Here is a 26989-nt window from a genome sequence, read left to right as displayed (position 1 = left end):
TTGGAATTTTTTTAATTCTATATACAGAACAATTATTGTAAAATTTTCTCATAAGTTTTAATACTTTAAAAAGATAAAGGCAAACCGATTGAAAGATTGGGACGCAAAGCTACAGATCTAATGTTCTTAACGAAGATGGCTGAGCTACCTAAAATAATTAATATTTTAGGAGGAAATATGGTAACTACTTTCATTGATAAAAAAGAATTAGACGAAGAATGGATAGACCTTATTTTGGAAGCTTTAAATTCCGGCATATCTGTTGCTGAAATAAAAGATTTCTTCAATCAATTTTCATGACCTTTCTTAAGGTCTTTTCTTATTTTCATATGCTTGATTTACTGAACCTGAACCGTGTGTATCCTTTGAGACACTTTTCGGAGAAACAAACAGAGAATCGCCAAATTGGACTCCCCCGCCACTCACGGTATCAATTTTTACCGGAAAACGTTGCCCTTTCACAAATAATCAAAAATAGATTATACTGGACTAACTATCCTAATTGAAAAGGAGTAATTTCCTATGACTGAAAATAATCAATCCGAAGCACCAAAAAAGAAAATCAGCTTGCAAGAAGCAATGAAGCAGCAGCTTGAAAACAAAAAGAACCAGAACGCCGCCGGTAAAGGAAAAGCGAATGCCGACCTTTCAACTAAAAAAATGAAAAGCCAGCAAACGAAAAAACCAAGCAATACGCGCAGAAAAATGGGTGTCTAATGAACGGGCAAAATCGGAAAGACATATTACCGGGCATAGCTGTTGATATTGTTTTAAAAGCGGACCAAAGAACAGGAAAGCTTACCAGAGGTATCGTAAAAGATATTCTCACCAAATCGGTCACCCATCCCCACGGTATCAAAGTCAGGCTAACAGATGGACAGATTGGACGAGTACAGAAAATTCACTCGTAAATAAAAGAACTAAAAAAGCATTAAGGATCAGTCCTTGAATGCTTTTTTAGTTGTTAACAAAAATAATTTCAAACCAGCTTTATTAGAACAGCTTTTTCAACTGCTCTTTTAACAAATATAGTATTAATTTACCATTTTTTAATTAAATTCCAATCTCTTAGTTGTTAGTTGAAAATATTGTTATAATAGACCACAGAAGGTAGATGTTCGATACACGATAATAAAGAGATATGCAGCAAAGCGACGCTTCCAGGACCTCGATTCATTGGTAACAAGAAAAATAGTGTAAATTAAGGAGAAAATAAATGACCTGGTTAATTATTTCCACGTTACTTGCTGCGTCTGTCGCTTGGTTACTATATATTGTAAAAATGGAAAAGGCTAAACAAAAAGAATTAAGAAACAGCCATTATCAAGAGTTAGCCGCTATGAAAGAATTACAAAAAGCTTCTATGGAAACGGCAGCAGCAAAATTCGATGAGCAGGCTATACTTTTGTCCGAATCATACAAACGCGAAATAGAAAAGCTGATGATCGAAAATGAAGATATACGGAAAAATTATAGAAACCGAGGGGAAATCATTACCCATCAGATTCTAGAAAATTTTAAATCTGAGTTAATTAGAAAAGGCAGTATTTCACCGGATGAAATGATGATTATGCCGAACATTTTCATCCCGGAAGAAAATGGTAGTACCCGGCAGATTGATCACCTTGTACTTTTATCAACCGGTATATACTTAATAGAAACCAAACACTGGAAAGGCCATATAGTAATGGGAGTGACAAGAAGGGGCAGCCGCAAATTTTCTTTTTTAGCAGATTTAATGGACAGCGAGGAAGAGGACACACTTATATTTGATAAAACTGAGTCGGGAGTCTTAACTGTAAAGACTTATGAAAATCCAATTCGCCAGGTTCAAAAGACAGCCGTTATCCTCTCAAATTATTTAAAAAGGCAAGATATTGAAACGTGGATAAACACCTTGGTATTTTTTAATTACGATGAAAAAGAGGTACACGATTGGCCTGATAACAGCATCGTAAAACAGTTTACGAATAAAGAGCAATTACAACAGTTTTTTATAAATGAGCTTACATCCCGAGAAAGAATATACGGAGCTTTTCAGCTTAAAAATATAAAGTATCTTATCGAAAGCGCCAATTATATTTGAAAAAATAAGATAAACAACCAAAAGCGATGAGTTTTATTCTCGTCGCTTTTACTTTAGACCCGATCATTGAAAACTGGCAATAAACCCTAAATTTTTTGTAAGTAAATCGATTACTTGTAACTAATAATTTTACCTGTAATCAATTTGGCAACACCTTTAAAAAAGCACTTTTTTAGGGTATAATAAACTTGTAATCAAATTAATTACATGGTGATATTTAGTATGGAAGGTGAAATCAATGTCTATAAGCAGCCGGTTTGCTGTTGGTATTCATATTCTTGCTCTTATTGAAATAAATAAAAGTGGAGTAAGCACGTCTGAATTTTTAGCGGGGAGTGTAAACACAAATCCTGCAGTAATCAGGAAAATTATGGGGATGCTAAAAAATGCAGGATTGGTAAAAGTACGCCCTGGTATTGCAGGGGCGGAACTTGCTAAAGCTTTATCGGATATAACATTATTGGACGTTTATAAAGCAGTTGATGTTGTAAAGGAAAAGGAACTATTTAGCGTACATGAAAATCCAAACCCGGATTGTCCGGTTGGGCGAAATATTCAAGCTACAATTGGCCAACATTTATCAATAGCTCAGACAGCCCTAGAGAAGGTTCTTGGAAATGTAACAATCGAAGATGTAGTAAAAGATATTATAGAAAAAGAAAAATTAACAACTAAATAACGCTACAAAACCAAGAGAAAAAAATGGCTTTAAACTGATTAACTATAACAGGAAGCCTGTTTAAAAACAGACTTCCTTTTTTGTTGATGTATAAACTCACAAATAAAGACTCATCGCAGCACCAATTTTCAAGTCAGGCACCCGTTACTTTAAGTATTTTTATTCACACTCTGTTAACTATTACTAATTAACTTGGACTACTTTAATAACTTTCTTCGAATTCTGTGCCATTTTTGAAACGAATACCCAAAGGATAAAACCAATAATAAGGAAGCCAACATTCATGCTGATTACTCCTCCCCATCCGAATGCGGACCAAAACAACCCTCCGAGTGTTCCTCCTACACTTGAGCCAGTATAGTAAAGAAATAGATATAATGAAGAGGCTTGTGCTTTGTTTTGTAAAGCACGTTGTCCGACCCAGCTGCTTGCAATCGAATGACCTCCAAAGAATCCATAGGTAAACAATCCAAGTCCAAGTATTTTAATAAATAAATTAGAATCCAAAGTCAAACAGACGCCGATTAATGCAATTAATAAGCATATGAATAATATTTTTTGCTTACCGTGGCGATCTACCCATTTTCCTGTCCGGACAGAGCTAAACATTCCAATAATCATAATTAAAAATATCCAACTTACAAATGTTTGACTTAACGAATAAGGCTTTCCGAGTAATACGTAAGCGATATAATTGAACAACGCTACATTACTCCCTAAAAGTAAAAATCCTATGACAAATAAGCAAACTAGACTAGGATCTCTTAGATGGTCAATTAATGATTTACCTAACTTTCCAATTTCTAATTGACGAGCTTTGAAATTTTGTGAAGGTGGTAAGCTATTCCAAAAAATCATGGTCGCAGCTAAACTAATGATACCAATTACCCCTATTGCAATGTGCCAGCCAAAGTAGTCGCTCAACATACCTGAGAAAACTCTGCCAAAAACAGCACCAATTGAATTGCCACATATATATAGACCCATAGCCGTTCCCAAATTCTTGGATTCTATTTCTTCTCCAAGATAAGCCATTGCAATTGAGGGCAGACCTGCCAATGAAATTCCTTCAATCGTTCGTAACACCAGCAGAAAATGAAAATTAGGACTGAATGCTGTGAGAATACAAAACACAGAAGCAGCAAACATGGAAATGACCATGATAGGCTTGCGTCCCCATACTTCTGACAAAGAACCGAAAATCAGCATGCTGATGGCAAGAACCATTGTTGTAATTGAGAGAGACAGGCTTGCTGTAGTTGGATTAATGGCGAATTCTTTTGTGAATTCCGGCATTAAAGGCTGTACACAGTAAAGAATAGCAAATGTATTGAAACCAGCGGCAAAGAAAGCAAAGCTAGTTTTGCGAAAGAGCGGCGTCCCCGGTTGAATATAACTCATAAACCAATCACCCGATTCGTGTGAATGCCAATTTGTTGCATACTAAATCATCCCTTTTAAAAATTATCTTTTTTTGAGAAGGCTCTTTTCGTAAACTTTGTTGCTTTTGAAGCTTAATAAAGTTCATTTACTAAGTTTCTAGGCAATTTTCGCAAATGTTCTTACGAAAAGGTGCCACGAAGCTTCTAATTATACGGGTTGAGAAACTTATACGAAAAACAACAATCTATGCGAAAATAGCCTTTGAGAAACATCCTTGTGTGTTTCTGATTTTTATAGTACCACCGATTACATATGATGTATAATTCATTATATTAATGTTTTTAATGCATATATGTAATGAATAAATCAGATGAAATGGGGTGTTATAGAATGGAATGGCAACAGTTTGAATACTTTCAAACACTGGCGCGAATGCAACACGTAACGCATGCTGCAGAAGCCCTATCTATTTCCCAGTCAGCCCTTAGCCGATCGATCGCCCGATTTGAGGATGAAATAGGTGTGCCTTTATTTGAACGTCAGGGACGTTCCATTAGATTAAATAAATATGGTCATATCTTTTTAAAACGTGTGGATAGTATGATGAAGGAATACTATGAAGGTAAACAAGAAATTCAAGATTTACTTGATCCGGAGCAGGGAGAAGTATCGCTTGGGTTTTTACACACTTTAAGTACAAGTCAGATACCCGATTTGCTCGCTTCTTTTCGTGCCGGCTATCCTAAAATAAATTTCCGGCTCGGACAAGGTCCCTCCCATTATCTTATTGATCAGTTGCAATTAGGAGAATTTGATCTTTGTCTAATTGCTCCTATGGAGATTAAATCACGAATTGTATGGAGACAGCTTTGGAATGAAGAACTTTTTGTTATAGTCCCTAAAGACCATAAATACGCTAATCGTAAAAATATTACGTTAGAAAAAATTGCAGATGAACCTTTTATTCATTTAAAAGAAGGGTTTTCCCTTCGTATCACCATCGAGCAATTGTTTAAAGAAGCGGGAATTTCACCTAAAGTTACATTTGAAGGAGAGGAAGCAGACACCGTTGCAGGGCTTGTTGCTGCCGGACTGGGAATATCAATTCTGCCGAATTTAAAGGGGACAGACCAAAGTAAAATAGCACAAATACCTATCAAAAGTCCGCAGTGCCAACGGACAATTGGAATTGCTTGGGTAGAGGGAAGATATTTATCACCTGCAACTCAAAAATTTAAACAATTTGTTTTGGACCATCCCACCGAATTTGAATAGGAATGGTTATTCATTTTTAGAAGTATTTATCCTTATAGTGATAATATTATTTTATAATACAATGACTATATTCGCCTATTAACGATAGAGTTCTATGGAAGCGAGGTAAATTCTAATTGAATCGAAAAATTATTCATTTAGCTGTTGGAAAACCGAAGGAATATAATTGGAACAGTAAAAAGGAGCTTTCCGCAATAGGAAAATCGTTTGTACAAGCTGTTGAGTTGAAAAAATCCGGCTTTATTGGTGATGATGTTGCAAACCACATGTTTCATGGTGGACCAGATCGTGCAGTATGTTTGTATCCATTTGAGCATTACTCTTATTGGGAAGAGATATTTCAAAAAAAACTTATTCTTCCTGCTTTTGGGGAAAATATTACAGCAACAGGGATGGTGGAAGAACAGGTTTGTATTGGGGATATATATAAAATAGGGGATACTATTGTTCAAGTAACGCAAGGAAGGGTACCTTGTGCAACTATCTCCCATTATAATCAGGAAAAACAATTTTTAAAGAAAGTGGTTGAAACGACTCTAACCGGTTACTTTTTTCGGGTATTGGAAGAGGGCACCATTATGTTCGATTCGGAAATAAATCTTGTGGAAAAACACCCAAAAGAAATATCCGTTTCTTTTGCTACACAAATTCTTTTTCATCAACAACAAGATAAAGCATCAATTGAAAAAATATTGACGGTTGATGCTCTTGCAGAGGACTGGAGGAAAAGATTTTTAAAATTGTTATGATTCTCGAAACTTGTGGATACGCTAAAACCGCAGGCTTAGATAATAAGTAGATTCTTTTGTCTATCTTGATTAGCACTTTTTAATATTCTTTTAACCAACAAGCTCAGCTTCAGAATAGCATAAAAACTCATTTGCAATGTATTAGTGCAAATGAGTTTTCTATCACTGACTGACATCTAGCTTTGTTTTAAAATATGGCATGTTTTAATAATTGTAATTTAATTATTTTGCTCAAGGAATTGGTAAATCGCCATCATATCTCGTTTATTCAATTCACGAATACGATTGAAAATTGGAATATCTCGGGCAGCCTCAAGGTTTGCGCTTTCAGCAACAACATCACGTACCTTGCCAGTTAGCCATGTTTGAACATCTATGCCTTCGACGATTTCCTTACGCCCTTCATCATTGATGCCACTTGCATAACAACTAACACATGGTACCGATAATTTAAACACGCCATCATGGAGATTGTCTTCTGAAATGACTTTCTTCCCTTTACAGAATGGACATGGATTACTTGCTTTAATCTTATTAATTTGGGTAACCATTTTTTTGTAACCAAACGCTTCATAGACATAAGTCAGTTTTTTGTATTTTCCATTGGTGAAATACTTATCAATGATCGTTTCTCTTGTCTCAGTAATATTGGCAAAATCACAGATTGTTATCAGATTTTTGCTGCTTATGGCTTCGATATTGTCTTTAATTCTGTCCCGGAATGGTAAGACATTTTGTAATACCATTTCATAACCAACAAAGCTTGCTAGTTCAAGTTCAAGTATTTTCAAGCGTACCTGTGTTTCCCTAGGAAGTAAGGAGACATCTTCCGTAAGTGCACTATCGCCGCCAACAATTGCTTTTAGTTTTTCCAGTTCCGGTAACTTCCCTACTGTTTTTATGACCTGATCAATCGGTTGATGAATAATCTCACGAATATCAGTGTCACCAAATTTTAGTTTTTTATGATGGTTTAGAACCGTTCCTTGACAGACTGGACAGGTAATCTTTTCTTTTGATGCTTTCATTTGCTCTTTAATAATCGACTTCGAAATGGCCATATACATCCCAACGATCTTATTAAAGCCATCCCATGTCCTCCGTGTCTTGCCTTCTTTATCATAAAATGACTTTTCCCAATAACCATATAAAAAGGTATGTTTTTCTGCTTCTGTCATCTCATTATAGCTTTTACTAATATCGTGACCGAGTTCATTCTTGATCTCATCAAATAGGAATTGCAATTTGGGATATTGATAGTATTTTAATACCTCCATCACGTCCGGATGTAATAAGCCATCCCAAAATGGCACGGTTTTGTCTTGAATGACCACATCAATATCAAATTTTTCAATAACCCGGCGACCGGAACAGGATGGACAATGATTTTCTTGATGATAGAAATCGAAGCTTCTTGTATCTTTATTGGTTGGATGAGCAGCAACAATATGGTTGATCAAGCCACCAATTTCATAGAGAAAACTATATTGACTATATAAGTGCCGTTCCAGATCAATGGCGATGACGGGTGCAATGGTTTCAGATTCGTATTCACCATAAATCAAACGGGCCATTGATGATAAGCTTTTTAAGATGCCGCCCTTATAGACGTTTTCTGCCTTTTTAAAATAGCCAATATGGTTTTCTTTTAAGTAGGTAATGCCATCTTTTGAATCTAGTGTTGATGAAATATGCAATGGAGCAACATTCTTTGTACTGTTATGTTGACCGAAATAATCATCATGGCTGACAACATCGAGATGTCGGACAGGCTCCAGTTGTCTTTTACCGAAATCAACAATAAAATCAGAACTCTCTAACATATAGGCATTATGTTCAATCATCATGATTGAGACAGATTCATCTTGCAAAATGACCCTGACACTATCAATGAATTGGTTTAAAATATTTTGTGATAAACCTTTTGAAGGCTCGTCAAAAATAAACAGCGTATGTGGGTTCCTTGAGTTCAAAAACAGCTCAGAAACTAAATGAACACATTGAAATTCACCTGTCGACAAGGTTTGTGTTTTTCTTTCCAACGTCAAATAGCCGAGTCCCAGTTTGATCAGTAAACTCAAGCGTTTATGAGCGATGTCTTCATTTGGAAGGTCCTCAATAATGTCTTCAATTGAGCGCTGAAAAATATCATCAATTTCGTCACTGTATTTGGTGAGTTTCTTTTTGATATCAAGAAACGTCGCAACGGTTGACCGGCTGGTAATCGATTGGTTTCGGTCCTGCCCTACCATGACCAGTTTATCTTTTGGATATCGCTTCAGAAAATCCTTGGAGATACACTCATTGACAAGGGTCGATTTACCACATCCAGACTCACCCGTAAAGGTTACAAGTCTATTTTTGGGAATCTGAATTTCAGCCATTTGAATATTACGACAGTAAAGATCATGAAATTGATAGTATTCTGTTGGCATTGCCTGATTTCGTTCCCCAAAAACAGGTTTTGGACGAGGTGATTCTTCGACAATTTTTCCGCCGTATTTACCACTTCCAGGCCCAAAGAACAATTGCTCATCAGCTGTATCTAGCACCGTGTCAGAATGATCAATAAGCCAAATTTGATTCTTATAGCCCAATTGTTTAATCTGTTCTAAAATTTTCAATAGGGTTTGGTGATCAAGACCAACGGAGATTTCATCAATAATAATCACGGTATTTTCACTTGCTGCCATGAATTCCGCCAAGTAAAGCCGTGTTAATTCCCCTCCTGACAATGTACCCATGATCCGATTTAATGTTAAGTAACCAATATTCATATGGATAATATTTTTTAGAATATGTTGTTTCGCTTCACTAATATGTAATTCCTCTGAAAGGGAATGAATCGATTCAATGCTTAAATTGTTGATATCGGAAATACTATGTGGTTGATTCCATAATTCTATTCTTTTTTGCTCAACTTCCGGATTATAGCGCCTGCCCTCACACTTTTTACATTCGACATTTTTGGTAGTTCCGCGTCCTTTACACTCAGGACACCAGCCTAATGCATTATTAAAGGAAAAAACTTCCGGAGAAAGATGGAATTTTTCAGCAACTCGCACGCGGAGTTCTGTAAAAACGCCTGTATGGGTGCCAATCGTTGAACGCGGATTAGAAGAAATCGATGATTTCCCTAGAAAAAGGACTAAAGGCATGTCTTCCATCTTGATGGCACTAAAATTCGTTTCCATTATAGTAGAAAACAAATACTGATATTCAGCCTTAGGCAATAAGGAAACGAGACGCTTCTTGGATTCTTCACCAATGGTTTGACAAAATGTGGTTTTACCAGATCCGGACAAACCGGCAATTCCGAGCGTCTGATCTTCCGGCAATAGGCAATCTAAACGGTTAATATTGTTGGCAATTAATTGATTTATTTTCAGCGGATATCCTCTCCATTCTCTAAATCTAGTATTGCCATGTTAGCACCACTTCAAATGAATTTGTTGTGTTTTTTTCGGATCGACGCCGAATTGTTGAGACTGGAGCGTAAATAGTTTGATCAAAAATACCTAAATCCAAAACAACTTTCCGAATAGTCTAACATCCATTGGAAAACATAATAAAGACGCTTTCCTTATCCCCCCTAACCCCTATTCGCAAAGTAGAAGTTACCAAGGAAAATGTCCGCATTCATTGGGTTTTCTAGCGAGTGAAAGCTATTTTTTACCTAGAGAGAAAATAGCTTTCACTCATTTCAATGAGTAAAAAGAATGACCAAATATAAATGAAAACTCGCCGATTGGCGAGTCCGTTAGGACGAAGACAGAGGCGTAGTTGAATTTATGCGACATAAGAAATTATAAAATTTCAGAAAAAATTTTAAAATTTCTTATTAGCCAAAAAATGGTTGGATTCCTCCAATTGCGCTTTTGCTTACTTTAATATTCTCCTTTAATAACAAAAAACGAGCCTCGAATGGTTCCAGCTAGTTTAGACTTCTGCCTAGCAAACTTAAACTTTCCTTCTAACTCCTTTGGTACCTCCATCCCCTCAGAAAGCTTAAAACCAACGGCCCGCTTCTTAGGGTCATCAACCGTATACATGACGTTGATCGCAAGACCATCCTCATAAAAGACGTAGGCAAATTGGATATTTTCCACTTGAAAACGCGACGTTTCTAAAGGTTTGGCCGCAAACTCAATATCACGTTCTTTCAAAATTCGGTTCACATAATCAAGTGTCTCCTGGCTTTCGCCAGCTGGTACAACCGTAAATTCATGCTTGTATTTGTTCATAAAGTAACGGGCTTCATTAGCACGTAAACCAGCAAGCGCTTCTACTACAGGTGAAGATTCTAAACCAACCGTAGACACATTTTTAAAATCAACGATATAGGACATTTCCATCCCTCCAGTTATCTCTTTATTTCCTAACAACAGGAATCCACATTTCACCAAAAACTAAGCCGTTTCGCTGCCCCATCTCAACCGTTGCATTCGGTCCACCAACATAGGCAAAATTCTTTGCTTCCGGTAAGACTTGACCAAAAGCAATGCCAGCAAGTTTATTATTCAATTCATCAGCCGTCTTCCCTTCCCCTTTAACAACTAGGTATTCCCCCTTAGGAAATTGGATAACTCTGGCTTCTTCTCGTGCTGGTGCAGATACCTCTGTCATGACGCCGGCATAATGCATCATCTTGTTATTCACCGCTTCGTTCACGGCAAAAACGTAGTCATTTGTGGCTAAGGCTTTTAAAGCGTCAAGCCTTCCATCTTGGCTGAAGGCCTGCCAAAAGTCTGACTTTTCCTTGTTTATGCCAGCAAAGTCTGTGTAATGGCTCTTAAGCTCAGTTCCAAAACCTAAAACGGTAAAGCTGTCTTTTTCTTCCAGGGTATAATCTGCCATATTCAAAACCTTCCTCTTTTTTAAATTAATCAAATGACTTGTATTCTTCACTTGATAGATATATCATAGCCTTAAATCATGTCAAAAAATGATACTGTTTAGGAGTCCCGATGAAAAAAGTTGAACGGATTAATATCATCATGCGGTATATCAACAACCGCTCCCACTTTACAATTTCTGAAATCATGCAAGAATTTAACATCTCTCGTTCAACAGCTATTAGAGATATCAGAGAAATTGAGGCCATGGGGATGCCACTTGTCGCTGAAGTTGGAAGGGATGGGGGTTTTTTTGTCATGCACAACTCTGTCCTGCCCGATGTTCACTTTACCGATAATGAGGTCAAAGCTCTTTTTATTGCCTTTATGGCCACAAGAAATCAACAACTCCCCTATCTAAAGAGTCGTCAGTCTTTAGCTGAAAAATTGCTAGGCCTGCTTTCAGAAAACCAGCAAGATGACCTTGTTCTTTTAAATCAAATCTTGCTATTTGAAGGGACCAACCCCAATAATCCTGACCTACTTGAGCTTTCAGACCTCCCCCATCCCATGCTAGAAAAACTCATTCAAATCCTTCTTTTGGATCGCTATATATTGATTACCATCGAAGAAGAGAAGGTAATAAAGACTTATCCCATTTATCTCTTACACCTTTATCATGAAAAAAGCCTTTGGCTGATTGAAGGCTTTGACTTAAAGGAAGAAAAGAAGCAGATTTTTCCTGTCGACCATCTCACCAATGTCAAACCCTACCCGACGAAAAAAAGATTAAGTAAGAAAAAGATTTTAGAAAAACTAAGTAAGCAGGAAGAAGTAATCAACCTTGTCCTTGAACTTGGTCCAAAAGCGATTGCCCAGTTCAAAAAATACCACCCTTTTAAAGTTTCAATTTCCTATACGAATCCTTACCAAACCACAGCCATTCTAAAGACTTATATCAATGTTAATAAGCCCGAAGAATTGACCGAAATAACAAATTGGCTACTTTTCCTAGGTGGGGATATCAAGGTCAGGGAAGTGCCGGAAGAAGTCTTAGAAGGTTTAAAAGAGAGATTATGCTTATACTGCCCCTGCTAAACAAGGTATATTCGTAAAACAACAAGCCATGGGAACAGTAACGACACATGATTTAAGGGGTAGCGTCAGGAAAATGCGGATTTACAACGGTAAGGATATTCTTATAATAAATAGCCCAATTTCTCAGTATTAAAGTTGAAAAATTGGGTTTTTATCGTTACTCCGGAAAAGCGCCCGATTACGGAATAAGAAACATATTTCTCTATTTCTATATATTTAACATAAATAAGGATTTCGGCAGTTAGAAAAAATGCTATTTATTTGTATTCATTGCATACAAATAAACAACATAATCAGACATAACCTTTTCATCTATATTTAGGCACCACTTAATCTTGGTCCTAAGGTTCAATAAAAATGATTAAAAAACATTTGAACCAAAATCATGTAGATAATCGTTCCCCCCGCTATAGAGAGGAGCATGTTTCTCCTCCAAATGTGAAGCAGAGCAACTACAGCCACTGCAATAAATTCAGGGATTCCATGACTTCCAAATAGTAAACTCACATCCTTAAAACAATAAATGACCAGAAGTCCAATTACCGCTGAAGGTAGAACTTTCCCTAAATACTGTACATACTTCGGTTTAGCTTTACCTGATGCAAAAACAATAAATGGAAGAAACCTTGTCAGCATAGTACCTAAAACAACCATCGTAATCGTAATAATTTGCTCGGTTAAATGCATTGTCATATAGGTTGAACCTCTTGTTTCTCTAATGACTTTCTAGTTAAGGTAAGTAGCCCTAAAATTGCAATCATTGCAGGGAAAATGAAATTGTTTTCGCCAAAAATAAGAAGGCAGACAATTGACATCCCAAGCCCAATTAGTGAACTATAATGTTTTTCCTCTTTCAACCACTGTTCAATGAAAATAACAACAAATAGAGCCGTCATAGCAAATTCCAATCCTTTTGTATTGAATTGGATAAGTGATCCAAAAATACCACCTAATGCTGCGCCTAATACCCAATAAAAATGGTTGAGCAGCGTGACGAAAAACATAACCCAACCTTTATCTACATTGTTTGGGACATTAATGGTACTATTGATCGCAAAAGATTCATCGCAAAGTCCAAAAATCATATACCACTTTTTCTTTCCTACGCCCTTATATTTATCCAACATCGAAATGCCATAAAATAAATGTCTTGCATTCACCATTAAAGTGAGAAAAAAAGCATTAATTGGATTGAAGGCAAGAAGCAATAAATTGGCAGCAAGAAATTCCATTGAACCTGCAAATATGACTAGACTCATTAGAATCGGATAAATTGCACTAAATCCTAATGAATTCATAAAGATGCCATAAGAGGTTCCTAAAAATAAGAACCCTGCGAAAATAGGTAATGTTTGAGGGAAAGCTTCACGAAATGCCGTGATTATTTGAGTTCTTCTCTTCATACGTTTCACATCCTAAATGACGAATTTAATATGATTTAAATTAACATACAAATTCCATACAATAAACTATATAATTGTATGTATTACAATTCTGTTTAGAAACAAATAAATAACCCTCCACCTTAAAAAATGGGGGGCCAAATAGCAGTTTCATCTTTTAACTACATACATTTTAAACATTCATACCATACAATTAATTGTATGAAATCTATCAGGAGTGGTGTATTATGCCTGTAAATTCATTCGACAACTATCCAATGTCTTGGAAACCTGATAAGAATGCATTGAAGCGTCCTTATTATCAATCTATTGCATCCTTACTTGAACACGATATTAAAAATGGCTTTTTAGCTCCTGGTACAAAAATGCCGCCTCAAAGGGAATTGGCAGATTTCTTAGACTTAAACTTTACGACTATTACTCGTGCTTACAAAATATGCGAGGAAAGAGGGCTAATATATGCGATTACTGGAAGTGGCACCTATGTAGCGCCAAATGCTTCTCGGTCCATAACCATTTCTAAGGATAAAACGGCAAGCCTTATTGAGCTAGGTCTTGTATCATCGTTTGAGCAAACAAATGCGCTAGTTAAGGATAGTATTCAACAAGTTGTGAACAAGAGCTATTTTGAACAATTACTAAATTACAACGATCCCACAGGCATTCCACATCAAAAAGCAGCAGCACTTAACTGGATGGAATCGTTCGGCATTCATACGAATCAAGAACATCTTGCTATTGTGTCTGGTGCGCAAAATGCATTGGCTATCGCGTTGACCGCTTTGTTTGAGCCTGGAAACAGAATTGCTACAGATTTATATACCTATTCAAATTTTATTGAGTTAGCAAAAATGTTCCGAATTCAATTAGTACCGATTGCTGGAGATGAATTTGGGATGTTGCCAGGCGAGCTTGATAAACAATGCAATCAAGTAAATATTCATGGCATTTTCCTCATGCCTTCTTGTAATAATCCAACAACCATTATGATGTCAGATTTTCGCAAGCGAGAATTGACAGAGGTGATCCGTAAGCATCGCTTAATTTTAATTGAGGATGAGATTCATGCCTTTATGACGGCAGGCATTGTCTCAGATTATCAGCAACCAATGTTTAACTTACTTCCAGAACAAACAATTTATATTTGCTGTACTTCTAAATCCATTTGCTCAGGGTTGAGAATTGCCTATATCGTCTATGGGAAGGCCTTTCGAGAGAAGATTTTGCGATCTATTTTTAATATTAATGTTAAAACCTCTTCTTTCAATGCTGAGATTATTACAGAACTAATTTTATCAGGAAAAGCTCATGAAATTGTTTTGCAAAAGAAGCAACTTGCGCATACGGCAAATGATATGTTTTTTGATCATTTTCCTCTGAATAAAAACGTTGGACATCCTCTAAGTTTTTATCGCTGGCTGCCAATTCAAAGACACTCTGATGCATTAGAGTTAGAAACGGACCTACAGAAACTAGGTATTCGAGCTTTTCATTCTGATCGTTTTTTAAGTGGGCAAACTACCCAGGATAAGTATTTACGTATTGCCCTTTCTTCGACAAACTCATTAGACGAGTTAAAAGTAGGATTAAGAATACTAAACGAGTATCTCAACTAGTCGATTAATTCATTAACATAGTTGCTCCAAAATAAATATATGCGTTTTTAAGATTTTGATTGTAGCCACCATTTAATAATGTTGGCTTTTAGTTTTTCTTTTTTGAAATACTATCTTCTAAACATTGAAATAATGCTGTTCCTACCCCTTGCCATCTGTATTCACTTGCTTAATTAGATTTATGAAATTCTCTGCATCTTCAGGCTTTATCTCTCTAATTAACATAAATATTCCCCCTATTCTAGATTGTTGAATAACCCTTGGTAGACATAATAAAGACGCTTTTCCTATTCTGAAAAAGCGCCCGATTGCTGAAGATCATTAATCTATTCTTATTGAAGAAAGGCACCTATTAGCTAAAGTGAACCCTTATTTTTAAATACCAAAAAAATTTTATCACCCTCAGAGCAGGGTATTTGTTAAGGACTACTCATCTTGATAAAAGCAATTCTTTTCTATAAAAAAGTTAAAAATCTATTATTCCAGAGATCCTCATGATGCTCAATGATTGTTTTAGCTCCTAGAAGTTCACTGTTAAGGGTGGTAGTTAACCCTTTTTTCATAAATAATTTATATCCTAATCCATGAGCCATTCTAATAGTTGTATCTACACAATATTCAGTTTGTGCGCCACAAATTTCAAGTTTATTTATATTTAATTTCCTTAGTTGTTCGATCAAATCAGTCTTGTAAAATGAGTTTGCATGTGTTTTGTTGATATAAATATCTGTATCTTTAGCATCTAGTTCCGGAAATAGCTGCCATTCCGGAGATTTAAGAACCAGATCACTATCATTATGTTGAACAAAAATGATAGGATTGTTTTTTTCTCTAAATAAACGAATTCTTTGATTAACCCCATTTAATACATTCGCTAAGTTATAAAGTGGAACATTTTCAGGCTGAAACCCAATTTGCAAGTCAATAATTATTAATGCTGTATTTTCCATAATTATTATTCTCCTCATACCTTTTTTAAAAATTAATCTACTTAACGATATCATAAAATTTTCCTTATGTTCTTTTTTCTCTTCAAGGGAAAAAAAAGATGCACTGAAAATTCTCAAAGGGTGTAGATGATTTGATAGTACCATTCGTTTATTAACAGAAGATGATTTAGAAAAGTCTCGAGTCAGAGCTTTTTTAATCATCTTACCAAATTGAACTAACTAGCCCATTACTTCAATAAGAAAAGGCGATTACCTTTTTAAGTAATCGCGCCCTAAACGTAAAGAAAAAGCACAATTCTTGCTGTAGAATTGCGCCCTTTAATTGAACAACATCTTCTTATTTATTAGTGAAAAAAGCGAAAATAAAGTGCAACAATAAAATTAACTATAATAATGAGGGAATACATTTTTCCGATTAATATAAGAATCCCTTTTTCTTTTCGTGTGTAAATCAACCAGCCAATACACAATATCAGTTGAATAATATACAAAGGGGATACCGCAAGTTTTGAGTATAGTCCCGGAAGGGTTGTTTCCACAATTTTGTCATCCACCTAATTTTCTCTCCTAAAATACTAAAGCACCCTTATTAAAGCACCTTGTTACTGAACCCCCATTAAAAGTGCAAGACCAAAACCGATAGCTGCAAGTGATAATAATAAAGCAAAACCTACTAATTCACCACCAGTACCAAAAAAGGTATCAAGTATTCCTAGAACTAAAAAAAGCACTTTTTTTGATGTTTTAGTTTCATCCTTCTTAAATTCTCTATAGCCATAAACCAATAAGGATATAAAAGAAACTAAACCAATTAAAAAGAGAATGCACCCACCAAACTTTAACATAAACAATCTTTCCTCTGTATTTTAAATTCACCATAAAAGATTTTAAGAAAATTCATCATTCTTATTTTTCAAAGTTCCTTTTAAATAATATGAAGAAAATGCACCCATTCGGAAAAAACAAGGATGCAGTTCATTTGGTATCTATTCCTTTACTTCCCAGTGTGGATTCCAGACAACTTCCCACAAATGGGTAAATTGTTCAACAGCTCCTTTCGTTCCGGCATAAACGCTATATATTGGGAACATATTTCCATTTACAGATGTAGAAATATTAATGATACGTCCTCCTTTTTCTAAACGATGAAAAGCTTCTTGTATGGCAAAATAAGTTCCTTTTGAATTTGTTAAAAATTGAATATCAAAATCTTCTTCAGTAACTTGATCAATTGGTTTAGTAATCATAATGCCAGCATTGTTGATTAATATGTCTACTTTTCCGTACGATTCAATGGCAGTATCAAACAACTTTTTTATATCCCTTATTTTTGAGATATTTGCTTGAACAGCGATTGCTCTACCTCCTTCCAACTTAATACGATTAACTAGTTCTTCTGCCTTCTTCCTATTCGGTTTGCCTGTTCGTTGCAGAAAGCCATGATTCCCTTGCTTTTTATAGTTTAATTAAAACCACACTTAATGCTTTTTTAATATTTTTTTTAGATACACTTAATATTATTTGTGTGAATATATGTTAAGTTTTAATAGTTATAAATTTGAGAGGAGAAATCTTACCTATGAAAAAGAGAATGGGCTTTTTATTTACAGCAGTAGCCTTAATGGTAATGATGTTAAGTGCTTGTGGAAGCGCTACTAACAATTCATCAAATGCGACAACACCATCTAGCAAAAAGTCAGATACTTCAACACAAACATCAAAAACTGGGGATACACCAAAAGTAGCCGCTAAAAATGCAGCAACAGGAAATGTAGTTGCTATTAAAGTAATGGCAAAGGATTTCGAATATGATAAAAAAGAGATCCATGTTAAAAAAGGAGATAAGGTAAGAATCACTCTTCAGAGTGATGATGGCGGACACGGCTTTGCTCTTCCAGCGTTCAATGTAAACATCCAAGGGAATAAAAGTGCTGAATTCATTGCCGATAAAACAGGTACTTTTGAATACCACTGTTCTATAGTATGCGGATCAGGACATTCTAAAATGACAGGGAAATTAATAGTAGAATAGTATTTAAGGCTAAAAGAGATAGGGGACAACCTATCTCTTTTTAACATTTTATATGTCCTAGTGACGGGGTTCTTACCATAGACCGCAAAGCACCATGATTTCAATGATTCTCCTACTTCGATTTATCTTCTTTTATGATTTAAATGTAATGAATTATAGTATTTCTATATACCCTTCTGCTCCATTCACCCTAATCCTTTGTCCATCCTTGATCAGCTTCGTAGCATTTTCCACTCCGACAACTGCCGGTAAGCCATATTCACGTGCGATAACTGCTCCATGGGTCATCAGTCCACCAACTTCGGTGACTAGTCCTTTTATGGATACAAATAATGGTGTCCAGCTAGGGTCAGTAAAGGAGGTGACTAATATATCTCCATCCTCCAGATCAGCATCTTCTAAGTTTAAGATGACACGCGCGCGTCCCTCTATAACTCCAGAAGAAACAGGTAGACCCACAATCGCTTCGGCTGGGAGATTTTCTCGTTTGTACTCACCTGTAATGATTTCACCATCAGACGTGATAACACGTGGGGGAGTTAGTTTTTCATATAATTTGTACTCGTCTTTTCGTTTGCTGATGATCCGGTAATCCAGTTTTTTTGTGCGTACAACATCAAGAAGTTCTTCAAAAGTGAGATAGTAGATATCTTCTTTTTCATGAATAACGCCCCCTTGTACGAGTTGTTCGGCTTCTTTAAGTAAAGCCTGTTTATAAACGAAGTAGCGATTAATCATGCCGTATTTTGGATATTCACGATAACCGATGAAATTCCTGGTTAGGTCGATCATTCGTTTTGTTTCTTTGGCCTTTTGTTCACCATCCGGTAATTGCTTCAATCGCTCTAATAACTCTTGTTCTTTTTTCAAAGCAACACGCCGCCCTTGTTCAAATTTTCGATTGCTGGCATTCGGCTCAAAGTTTTTGATGTTACTAAGAATCATGGGTACAAGTGTGATTGGTTTTTCACTCCAACGAGTTTTCGTAATATCGATTTCTCCGGCACATCGCATTCCGTATTTGTTGAGAAAAGCGTAGAAGGCGTCTCTAGCTTCCTGTCCACCATCAAATGTAACCAGTTCATCCAAAAAGTTATCATCTTTCACATGTTGTAAATAATCAATTATTTCTGGATAAGGACGAATCACATCTGCAACATCCAATAGAGCCAGACCCATTTCCGAAGTAATATTGTTTGGTACAGATTGAGAAAGCGTGTCTGCTGCGTTTTTTTCACCTAACCAATCGTTCATTTTTTCATTGATCCATGTTGAAGCATTTATAGCAGCCATAAATACAGCCGAACTTTGTGGGTCAAATAAAATCTTCTTTAATTCCTGAATATCTTCTAGAATAAAATCCAATAAATCTGATCCTGATTTCGTTTGGATGTTTTGATTTAACTCTTCTATCGATGTTTGACTACGCTTAATCAAATCAGAAACGATTGATGGATTGTTTTCGATTTGTGACAGCATATCTGCATTGCCTCTGCTGGGACTCGGTGCTTTTTTATCATCCGGTAACAATACTATAAAATCTCCTCGCTCAATGATGTTCATAAGTGCGTCTTTCATGAGCGGATCGTGTTGTCCCATGGCATTTAATAAAATGTTTCTACTGAGAGGCGAAGCCAGTTGATGTGTGACATCAACAAACAACCTTCCGCCTGCTTTACGCATGGGTGCAGGAGTCGTTAACAGGAAAAAAGACAATCCCAATGGTTTCATGGGGTCGGTCATCATTTGTTGATGACCGACAGATACATAGACGTGATTTTCTTGATCCTTCGCTTCAGGGATGGGGAAAAGAGTAGTGATTGGACGACTCTGGGTGATATAAAATGTATCATCAACCAAACACCATTCGATATCTTGCGGGCAACCAAAATAAGCTTCGATCTGTCTTCCGATGCGTGCCAGTTGTAAAATTTGCTTTTCAGTAAGTGTTTGAGTCTTTTGCTGATCAGGATCGATCTGCTGTGTCTCTGTTCCGCCTTCTTTTCGTCCATAGATAGCCAATTTTTTTGTTGCTATCCTCTTATCGACGATTTTATCTTCTTGCACCTTATAGCAATCGGCAGATACCAAGCCGGAGACAAGGGCCTCTCCTAGTCCAAAGCTAGCATCGATAGATAGTAGCTTTCGATTGGAAGTAATCGGATCAGCAGTAAATAAAATTCCTGAAGCCTGCGGGAACACCATCCGTTGAATGATAACGGATAAATACACTTGGCTGTGGTCAAATCCGTTTTGCATACGGTAAATCACGGCACGATCCGTAAATAGGGAAGCCAAACATTTACTGATGTGCCGCAAAATGGCTTCCTTTCCGATGATATTTAAATAGGTGTCTTGCTGACCTGCAAAAGAGGCATGTGGTAAATCTTCAGCAGTTGCACTGGAACGTACTGCATAAGCATGTTCATCACCAAACCGGGAGAGATAGTGAGCAACAGCTTTCACAACATCGGAAGGAATCTCTACTTCCATAATGATTTTCCTAATCTTCCTGCTGATTTCACCAAGTTGATCTCGATCCTCTACTTTTAGCAGTGTTAGTTGATCCAACAATGCGTGGAAGGCTTCGTTTTTTTCGAGGGCTTTTTGATAGGCTTCTGTCGTAACACAAAATCCTTCCGGCACTTGTATTCCATGAATCTTCGATAGTTCCCCTAAATTCATCCCTTTTCCTCCGACGAGCAAAAGTTGCGTTTTATCAATCTCCCGAAACTCCAGTACATATGGTTTCATTTCTTTCCCTCCCATTTATCTCTCCATACCAAGACGAATCATATGACAAAAATTATTCATCCGTTTAACCAATTACGCTATCCACTCGTTCATGCTACTGGCGAAGTTCCATATTCATATCAAACACTCCTTTAAAAAAATAAAAATAGGGGTTGACTAAAAAGGATTTTATGTTGTATAATTAAAATAGGGAATATTTACACAAAAATCAATTATTGGTGTATCTATATAAATTTACCACAGTTTCTCATTTTTATCAATGTATTTATACGACCATAATTGTTGCAAATTCAAATGAAGAAAAACCTCATTTTACAAGACAAATGACTCACAAAAATGATATCCAAATATCAATCATTTAGTGTAGCGCCAGGAAAATACGGATTTATAACGTTAAGAAATCCCAATATTAAAAAGCCCAATTTCTTAATATTAAGAAATTGGGCTTTTTTCGTTACCCCTTTACAGCCTCGAGTATCAAACTAGGACTAATTTGAAGAAAGCAACCATTTCTATTTTTATCTATAATTCAACTTCATTATTCTTATCAAACCGTTCTGATCTTCCAGAATTCAATTTTTGTAATATTTTAATTTGAAAATGGTCAATTATTTTAAAAGTAAATTTATAAATAAGATATCCAACAGTAACACCTAGCACATTGCATATTACATCATCAATGTCAGTGATTCGTCCCCATCCACCTGATAGCGTCTCCACTAATTGTAAAAGTTCAATGCTGACTGATATAACAAAACCTAACAACATAATATTTTTATAAAGTTTAAATTTATTCCATACTAGTGGTGGTAAAAAGCTAAAAGGCATCAGTAATAAAATATTGCCACCTACATTTCTTGCAATCAGTCCAATCATAAATGGAGCATCACCGCCATAAGCAATACCAATTTGAGGATTCACACTTTTGAAGTCCCAAAATAATCATCCTTTTTTTAGATAATTCTTACAAAAAATTATCCTTTTTCTAGTGGATAATTTTCCTTATTCTTCTTCAACTAAATGGCCCAATACACGAAAAAGACGCGTTCTTAAATAAACGCGCCCGATTACGGAAGACCATTTCAAAGACTTTTATGAAGAAAAAGCACCCATTCGGAAAACAAGGATGCAGTTCATTTGGTATCTATTCCTTTACTTCCCAGTGTGGATTCCAGACAACTTCCCACAAATGGCCATCTGGATCTTGGAAGTATCCGGAGTATCCACCCCAAAATGTATCATGTGATGGGACTGTTATAATAGCTCCAGCCTGCTTTGCCTGTTCCATTACCTTATCAACTTCTTCTTTACTCTCTACATTGTGTCCAATAGTAAATTCGGTAGAACTTGATACGGTCTTATTAATTTTTGCATCATGTGCTATATCTTTGCGATTCCAAATGGCAAGCTTTAAGCCTGCTTGTAAGTCGAAAAAGGCAACTGCACCATGCTCAAATTCTTTGCCAATTATACCTTCTGTCGGAAGTCCCAGTCCGTCTCTATAGAATTCTAACGATCTTTCCAAATCATCTACGCCCAATGTAATTACAGTAATTCGTGGTTTCATAAATTGATGACGCCCTCCTCATAATCAGCACATTTTACCTACCATGTTATCAGAATTAGCTCGTAAGCTAAAATATTCAAGTAAACTCGTACAAGGCTATCTTTCCAAAAATACTTCCTTATCTTCAATAATCTGGCCCTAAAATGAAAATAAGCGCTGATCCTTGTTCAAGGAAAACGCCCGATAGCTGAATACGTGGTGATCTATTTTCCATTCCATTCTTTAGCTAACATTCCATAAACAACATGGTCAACATAATGATCATACAACCATTCTGCTTGCCTAATACAACCCTCATTTACAAAGCCTAATCTTTCAGGAATCTCCCTACTTTTCTTATTCTTCACAGCAGCCCTAATTTCAACCTTATTTAGGTTTAACCCCTTAAAAGCATAATCGGTTAATGTCTTAGCAACCTTAGTCATAATTCCATTTCCTTGAAATTCTTTTCCAAGCCAATAGCCTATATATGCTGTTTTGTTAGACCAGTTTATTTCATTATAGCCAGCAACTCCAACGATTTCCCCTTTAAATAAAATAACCGTGTTCATACTCTTATTTTCAGCAAAACCTTTTAAACATATTTTTATAAACTCTTTTGTATCTTCAAGTTTTGTTGTACTATCCAGCCAAGGAAGCCATTCTCGTAGGTAATCTCTAAAATCATTTGTTAATCCAAAAATACTTTCCCCATCCCTTAGTTCTATAAGCTTAAGAGATATATCCTCATCAATTTTATGTACAAACATTCTTGTCCCCCTAGTGGTTTATTCGTATTTTAACACACACTATTTTATAAGGATTTTTATTTTTCTTATTAATCTAAATTGCCCATAACATAAATAAAGAGCACAATTCATGCTGCAGAATTGCGCCCTTTAATTGAATACCTAAAGTATAGCCTTTGTTCTAAAATCAATTAATTGTTCTTCCACTAACGCACCCGTTACTTTAAGTACATTATTTCACAATCTATTCTACACTTTAAATTTTTTTAAAGAAAAATAAATGAGTTACTTTATTTCATATTAGAAGAAAATTGTGTACTAACAATTCATTAGAATTAATGGTCACTAAATAGCAAACGTGTAATACATAAAATCACCACATTTTGTTAATAATGCAATTTAGAAGTATAAGGTGGTGTGAATATAATGTCCAATAAGCTGATTTTATGGTTACTATTAATTATTCCATGGTTATCATTATTTTTTATGAAAAAAGAGGGTATCAAAAGGTACATGCCAGTAACAATATTTACTGCATTATTAGTAACCATCGTCTATGAAATAGGATATACATATAAGTTGTGGCAAATCAAAGAAGCGATAGTGCCCTGGGGATACATAACAAGTGTGAGCTTTGCGTACGGCGCATTCTTCATAACTACAATATGGGTTTTTTATTTTACATTCAGAAACTTTTGGTTATACCTTGCAACAAATATTGTTATTGATGCGTTTGGTGCTTGGGTGATACTTAAATTTGTTGAAGCAAGGAAATTGACTCACTTTACAATAAGTAGTTTAAATTTATTATTAATTTTTGTTACAATAGCCTTAATTGCTTATGTTTTTGAAATATGGTATGAAAAAGTTTAAAATATTGAAATAATAGAGAGTACATTATATAAAGCAGTAGAGTTATTTAAGATGTTCTTATTTCACGTATCAATCGTAAAAAGCAAATAATTGTCCAGAATACCGTATTATTCAGAAATGGATTGTACGGTATTTTTAATTCGCAATATCTTACATATGTGTAGCTCTGAGCATATTATTTAATTATATTTTACAACTTTTATAAGTCATTGAATAATTGTTCAATCGTCCTATTCTCGACTTTTTTAACTATTCTGCCCCTTTAGCTGAATAAGAAAAAGCCACCAAATTGGCAGCTTAATGTTTAACTCTTGCACCCGTTAGGTTAAGTACAATATTTCACAATCTTGCATAAAAACTATTACTAAAAGTTTTATTTTGTGTAAATATTCTAAATATGTAAAAAAGCTTACTCAAAGAGTAAGCTTAACCGCTATAAATACTATCACAAAATCCAGGTTTTGGTTCATAAAAACAATGTTCTTTAAATTGACCAGATTGAGGTTGACCATACCATGTTGGAGGGCATGGAGCATGTGGATTAAAATACCAAAGAGCAAATTTCGCTGGGGGGTCTCTCCAATAATCCAAATTCTGTTTTGCTAATCTTCTTTCAGAAGTTCTTGCTCTTTGATAAAATACATTCCCTTTTTGAACTGCTTCAAAGGAAAAATTTCCTCCTTGTACTTGAAAAATAACTTGGTTAATTGTTCTTAAACCTTTAAAGTCTGTACAATTTGCTACAAGACGATTCACAATTACATTTCCAACATATAACATTCCCTGTTTTCCTTCACCTTCGGCTTCTGCTCTCATCATCCTTGCCATTAAGTCAACGTCTGAACTTCGGTAACTTACTCTAGGCATTTTTCCACCCCCAAAATATAGTATGAAAAAAAGGCTACATTCATGTCATTGTTTATATATAAGAATGCTTAGTTTTTAAGTAAAATGAAAACTATTGCATTCTTTTTATACCTTTATTCAACTATACTGCCATTTAACTGATTAAAGGCCAAGAAAAATGGACTGCTGAAACAGTCCATCGTTGTTCAATTCTTGCGCCCTATAGTTGAATAATTACCTTACCCCTTCTACTTTTTAAATAACTTAACTAAAAGGTATCCCAAGCCGACAAGGAAAGCTAATATTAATATCGGAATTAATATATTTGATGCCATATAATCTCCCCTATGGTAATTTTATTTCTAATTTCACTTTACCATAAATAACCAATTTCTTTTGTGGATTCTTTCTGGACTATCCTCCTTTTTTAACTTAATAACAGTTATTTCAAATTTCCTTGATTTGAGCATTCACTATATTTCAGATTCTAAAAGAAGACGCCTTCTTACTTAAGAATGGCGCCCGTTTGTGGTAGATCATTTATTTTTCTTTATTAAAGATAAGCACCCGTTACTTTAAGTACAATACTTCACAATCTTCTTCATAAATCAAATAAGAAAGGTGATTCCTTAATAAAGCATCGCCCCCGTTATTATAAGAAAAGCATTTTAAAATTTTAAAATGTTTTATAATCAACAGGTTTTATCCTAACCGCATATACCTCAACTAATATCTCTCCTGGACCAGGAATTGTTGTTTTGACTTCTTCTACCTTCATGTATTTCCATTGGCTTTTTCACGCAATAGCAATGCTTTCTTTTATTTCATCCTTTTCATGTAATCTTAATAAGTTTGGAACAAAGTTTATAATATATACTTTTTAATAGAAACAAGAAATATGATTTAGTTGACCTTTATGTAATTTCGTGTTAATTTGTATATGCAAATGAATAAAAGGATTTGATTAAATGAATGAAGAAGAACAGGTATTAATTCATTGTCTTTACTTTACAGCCAGCCGGTTTGCTCGTAACATTACAAAATTAGCCGAAAAAACATTTGATTTTGGCGACCTTGCTCCTTCCTATCTTTACATGATTATGATTGTGAAGTTCCATCCGGAAATCACACAGAAGGAACTATGCCACAAGTTATCCATTGCTCCTTCCACAAGTACGAGGTTTATTGATAAACTTGAAAAATTAAAACTAGTCACCAGAAAAATGGATGGAAAACAAACCCTTATTTCTTTAACTGAAGAAGGAGAAAAAGTGTACCATCAATTTCGGCTTTCTTTAAAAGAATTGTTTACCAGCTATTCCGAAGTCTTAGGACGCGAGTTCAGTAAAGATTTAAGTAAAATGCTTCACGAAGCAAGCAATAAGCTAGAAAGAGAACTGTAATTTTTTTACCATTTCATTTGCATATACAAATAAATAAGGAGGCTATTGTTATGTTAAATAAGATATTGCTAATAGTCGGTGCTGGACCTGGGATTAGCTTAAATACAGCAAGGAAATTCGGAAAAGAAGGCTTTAATGTTGCCTTGATTTCTCGCAATATGGAGTCATTACAGAAATATGTAAATGTACTTAAAAATGATGGGATTGCAGCAAAAGGCTTTCCGGGGGATGTCTCTTCAGAAGAATCTTTAAAAACAGCTATTGGTGCGGTAATTAAAACTTTTGGAAAAATTGATGTACTCTTATACAATGCTGCTGCAGGAAGACCAGGCAAACCAACAACATTAAGCGTGGATCAATTAGTGGAAGATTTTAAAATCAGTGTAGCTGGAGCTCTTACCAGTGTAAAAGAAGTGATTCCCCATATGGAAAATGGAACTATTTTATTAACGGGCGGAGGATTAGCTCTTCAACCCTATGCTGACTATGCTTCATTAGCGATTGGAAAAGCAGGTATTCGCAATTTAGCATACAGCTTGCACCAAGAATTGAGCCCTAAAGGAATTTATGTTGGAACATTAACGATTAAAGGGTTTGTACAAGAAGGAACCTATTTCTCACCTGAAAATATTGCGAATACATTTTATAGAATGTACGAAAATCAAACTGAAACAGAAATTATATATGAAGAAAAGTAAAATTTTTTTGCAGC

The 26989-nt window shown here is 35.4% G+C and carries 28 protein-coding genes, 1 pseudogene and 1 riboswitch; of the genes and pseudogenes, 13 read left to right on the top strand and 16 right to left on the bottom strand.

Going from position 1 to position 26989, the window contains the following annotated elements; all coding sequences use genetic code 11:
• The first annotated feature begins 68 nt into the window (after positions 1–68).
• Positions 69–152: riboswitch (cyclic di-GMP riboswitch) on the top strand.
• Between the two features lie 25 nt (positions 153–177).
• The gene (locus tag AC3ANV_RS02470; RefSeq protein ID WP_488312101.1) at positions 178–300 is read left to right on the top strand and encodes an anti-repressor SinI family protein; all 123 of its coding nucleotides are present in this window, start codon (positions 178–180) and stop codon (positions 298–300) included.
• Positions 301–306: 6 nt separating this feature from the next.
• On the opposite strand, the gene AC3ANV_RS02465 is transcribed toward AC3ANV_RS02470, so the two are convergent.
• The gene (locus AC3ANV_RS02465; protein ID WP_488314113.1) at positions 307–426 is read right to left on the bottom strand and encodes a spore germination protein; all 120 of its coding nucleotides are present in this window, start codon (positions 424–426) and stop codon (positions 307–309) included.
• A gap of 96 nt (positions 427–522) precedes the next feature.
• On the opposite strand from AC3ANV_RS02465, the gene AC3ANV_RS02460 reads away from it, so the two are divergent.
• The 4 genes from AC3ANV_RS02460 to AC3ANV_RS02445 all read left to right on the top strand — a co-directional run bounded on the left by AC3ANV_RS02460 (position 523) and on the right by AC3ANV_RS02445 (position 2765).
• Complete coding sequence (locus AC3ANV_RS02460; protein ID WP_488312100.1) at positions 523–717, top strand: hypothetical protein; 195 nt, start codon at positions 523–525, stop codon at positions 715–717.
• Complete coding sequence (locus AC3ANV_RS02455) at positions 717–911, top strand: YwbE family protein (RefSeq protein WP_488312099.1); 195 nt, start codon at positions 717–719, stop codon at positions 909–911. Before AC3ANV_RS02460 ends, AC3ANV_RS02455 begins: the two co-directional genes overlap by 1 nt.
• A gap of 305 nt (positions 912–1216) precedes the next feature.
• Positions 1217–2086, top strand: a complete 870-nt coding sequence (locus AC3ANV_RS02450) for a nuclease-related domain-containing protein (protein WP_488312098.1) — start codon at positions 1217–1219, stop codon at positions 2084–2086.
• A 238-nt stretch (positions 2087–2324) separates the two neighbouring features.
• Positions 2325–2765, top strand: a complete 441-nt coding sequence (locus AC3ANV_RS02445) for an Rrf2 family transcriptional regulator (RefSeq protein WP_488312097.1) — start codon at positions 2325–2327, stop codon at positions 2763–2765.
• A 183-nt stretch (positions 2766–2948) separates the two neighbouring features.
• On the opposite strand, the gene AC3ANV_RS02440 is transcribed toward AC3ANV_RS02445, so the two are convergent.
• Positions 2949–4166 (bottom strand): MFS transporter, encoded by a 1218-nt coding sequence (locus tag AC3ANV_RS02440; RefSeq protein ID WP_488312096.1) that lies wholly within the window; start codon positions 4164–4166, stop codon positions 2949–2951.
• A gap of 372 nt (positions 4167–4538) precedes the next feature.
• Here AC3ANV_RS02440 and AC3ANV_RS02435 point away from each other — a divergent pair, with 372 nt between their 5' ends.
• Together AC3ANV_RS02435 and AC3ANV_RS02430 are read left to right on the top strand one after the other, a co-directional pair.
• Entirely contained in the window at positions 4539–5423 is an 885-nt protein-coding gene (locus AC3ANV_RS02435; RefSeq protein ID WP_488312095.1) for a LysR family transcriptional regulator, read from the top strand.
• 116 nt (positions 5424–5539) lie between these two features.
• Positions 5540–6172 (top strand): MOSC domain-containing protein, encoded by a 633-nt coding sequence (locus tag AC3ANV_RS02430; RefSeq protein ID WP_488312094.1) that lies wholly within the window; start codon positions 5540–5542, stop codon positions 6170–6172.
• 218 nt (positions 6173–6390) lie between these two features.
• On the opposite strand, the gene AC3ANV_RS02425 is transcribed toward AC3ANV_RS02430, so the two are convergent.
• From AC3ANV_RS02425 to AC3ANV_RS02415, 3 genes are all read right to left on the bottom strand, one after another.
• The gene (locus AC3ANV_RS02425; RefSeq protein ID WP_488314112.1) at positions 6391–9561 is read right to left on the bottom strand and encodes an ATP-binding cassette domain-containing protein; all 3171 of its coding nucleotides are present in this window, start codon (positions 9559–9561) and stop codon (positions 6391–6393) included.
• 498 nt (positions 9562–10059) lie between these two features.
• Positions 10060–10521 (bottom strand): phage tail protein, encoded by a 462-nt coding sequence (locus AC3ANV_RS02420; protein WP_488312093.1) that lies wholly within the window; start codon positions 10519–10521, stop codon positions 10060–10062.
• Positions 10522–10543: 22 nt separating this feature from the next.
• Positions 10544–11029: a GyrI-like domain-containing protein gene (locus AC3ANV_RS02415; RefSeq protein ID WP_488312092.1), complete on the bottom strand. Its 486-nt coding sequence runs from the start codon at positions 11027–11029 to the stop codon at positions 10544–10546.
• Positions 11030–11139: 110 nt separating this feature from the next.
• Here AC3ANV_RS02415 and AC3ANV_RS02410 point away from each other — a divergent pair, with 110 nt between their 5' ends.
• Positions 11140–12105 carry a helix-turn-helix transcriptional regulator gene (locus tag AC3ANV_RS02410; RefSeq protein ID WP_488312091.1) on the top strand — a complete coding sequence of 322 codons (966 nt, stop codon included), beginning with the start codon at positions 11140–11142 and terminating at the stop codon, positions 12103–12105.
• Positions 12106–12453: 348 nt separating this feature from the next.
• On the opposite strand, the gene AC3ANV_RS02405 is transcribed toward AC3ANV_RS02410, so the two are convergent.
• Together AC3ANV_RS02405 and azlC are read right to left on the bottom strand one after the other, a co-directional pair.
• Positions 12454–12798 (bottom strand): branched-chain amino acid transporter permease, encoded by a 345-nt coding sequence (locus AC3ANV_RS02405; RefSeq protein ID WP_488312090.1) that lies wholly within the window; start codon positions 12796–12798, stop codon positions 12454–12456.
• Positions 12795–13508 (bottom strand): azaleucine resistance protein AzlC, encoded by a 714-nt coding sequence (gene azlC / locus AC3ANV_RS02400; protein ID WP_488312089.1) that lies wholly within the window; start codon positions 13506–13508, stop codon positions 12795–12797. Before azlC ends, AC3ANV_RS02405 begins: the two co-directional genes overlap by 4 nt.
• 227 nt (positions 13509–13735) lie before the next feature.
• Between azlC and AC3ANV_RS02395 the strand changes: the two genes are divergently transcribed.
• Entirely contained in the window at positions 13736–15124 is a 1389-nt protein-coding gene (locus AC3ANV_RS02395; protein ID WP_488312088.1) for an aminotransferase-like domain-containing protein, read from the top strand.
• Positions 15125–15579: 455 nt separating this feature from the next.
• Here the strand turns inward: AC3ANV_RS02395 and AC3ANV_RS02390 are convergent, their stop codons facing one another.
• The 4 genes from AC3ANV_RS02390 to AC3ANV_RS02375 form a co-directional block, all read right to left on the bottom strand.
• Positions 15580–16074: a cysteine hydrolase family protein gene (locus tag AC3ANV_RS02390; RefSeq protein ID WP_488312087.1), complete on the bottom strand. Its 495-nt coding sequence runs from the start codon at positions 16072–16074 to the stop codon at positions 15580–15582.
• 344 nt (positions 16075–16418) lie between these two features.
• On the bottom strand, positions 16419–16628 hold the full coding sequence (locus AC3ANV_RS02385) for a hypothetical protein (protein ID WP_488312086.1): 210 nt from the start codon (positions 16626–16628) through the stop codon (positions 16419–16421).
• A 48-nt stretch (positions 16629–16676) separates the two neighbouring features.
• A complete protein-coding gene (locus AC3ANV_RS02380; RefSeq protein ID WP_488312085.1) occupies positions 16677–16919 on the bottom strand; it encodes a hypothetical protein in 243 nt (80 codons plus the stop codon).
• 141 nt (positions 16920–17060) lie between these two features.
• Positions 17061–17447, bottom strand: coding sequence for an SDR family NAD(P)-dependent oxidoreductase (locus AC3ANV_RS02375; protein WP_488312084.1), 387 nt, complete (start codon positions 17445–17447; stop codon positions 17061–17063).
• A 206-nt stretch (positions 17448–17653) separates the two neighbouring features.
• Here AC3ANV_RS02375 and AC3ANV_RS02370 point away from each other — a divergent pair, with 206 nt between their 5' ends.
• A complete protein-coding gene (locus AC3ANV_RS02370; protein ID WP_488312083.1) occupies positions 17654–18106 on the top strand; it encodes a cupredoxin domain-containing protein in 453 nt (150 codons plus the stop codon).
• Positions 18107–18259: 153 nt separating this feature from the next.
• Here the strand turns inward: AC3ANV_RS02370 and ppsA are convergent, their stop codons facing one another.
• From ppsA to AC3ANV_RS02350, 4 genes and pseudogenes are all read right to left on the bottom strand, one after another.
• The gene (gene ppsA, locus AC3ANV_RS02365; RefSeq protein WP_488312082.1) at positions 18260–20860 is read right to left on the bottom strand and encodes a phosphoenolpyruvate synthase; all 2601 of its coding nucleotides are present in this window, start codon (positions 20858–20860) and stop codon (positions 18260–18262) included.
• A 522-nt stretch (positions 20861–21382) separates the two neighbouring features.
• Positions 21383–21787, bottom strand: a pseudogene (locus AC3ANV_RS02360) (VanZ family protein); the annotation flags it as partial.
• A 217-nt stretch (positions 21788–22004) separates the two neighbouring features.
• Positions 22005–22427: a VOC family protein gene (locus tag AC3ANV_RS02355; protein ID WP_488312081.1), complete on the bottom strand. Its 423-nt coding sequence runs from the start codon at positions 22425–22427 to the stop codon at positions 22005–22007.
• Positions 22428–22630: 203 nt separating this feature from the next.
• Complete coding sequence (locus AC3ANV_RS02350) at positions 22631–23176, bottom strand: GNAT family N-acetyltransferase (RefSeq protein WP_488312080.1); 546 nt, start codon at positions 23174–23176, stop codon at positions 22631–22633.
• Between the two features lie 405 nt (positions 23177–23581).
• Between AC3ANV_RS02350 and AC3ANV_RS02345 the strand changes: the two genes are divergently transcribed.
• Complete coding sequence (locus AC3ANV_RS02345; RefSeq protein ID WP_488312079.1) at positions 23582–24028, top strand: hypothetical protein; 447 nt, start codon at positions 23582–23584, stop codon at positions 24026–24028.
• Between the two features lie 426 nt (positions 24029–24454).
• On the opposite strand, the gene AC3ANV_RS02340 is transcribed toward AC3ANV_RS02345, so the two are convergent.
• On the bottom strand, positions 24455–24895 hold the full coding sequence (locus AC3ANV_RS02340) for a cell wall hydrolase (RefSeq protein WP_488309357.1): 441 nt from the start codon (positions 24893–24895) through the stop codon (positions 24455–24457).
• A 947-nt stretch (positions 24896–25842) separates the two neighbouring features.
• Here AC3ANV_RS02340 and AC3ANV_RS02335 point away from each other — a divergent pair.
• On the top strand, positions 25843–26277 hold the full coding sequence (locus AC3ANV_RS02335; RefSeq protein ID WP_488312078.1) for a MarR family winged helix-turn-helix transcriptional regulator: 435 nt from the start codon (positions 25843–25845) through the stop codon (positions 26275–26277).
• Between the two features lie 50 nt (positions 26278–26327).
• Positions 26328–26975 (top strand): SDR family oxidoreductase, encoded by a 648-nt coding sequence (locus AC3ANV_RS02330; RefSeq protein ID WP_488312077.1) that lies wholly within the window; start codon positions 26328–26330, stop codon positions 26973–26975.
• The last annotated feature ends 14 nt before the right edge of the window (positions 26976–26989 follow it).

The sequence above is a fragment of the Neobacillus sp. DFD-2R genome (assembly GCF_057747865.1).
The sequence above is the reverse complement of the archived record's forward strand: the minus strand, read 5'-3'. Positions and strand labels throughout refer to the sequence as shown.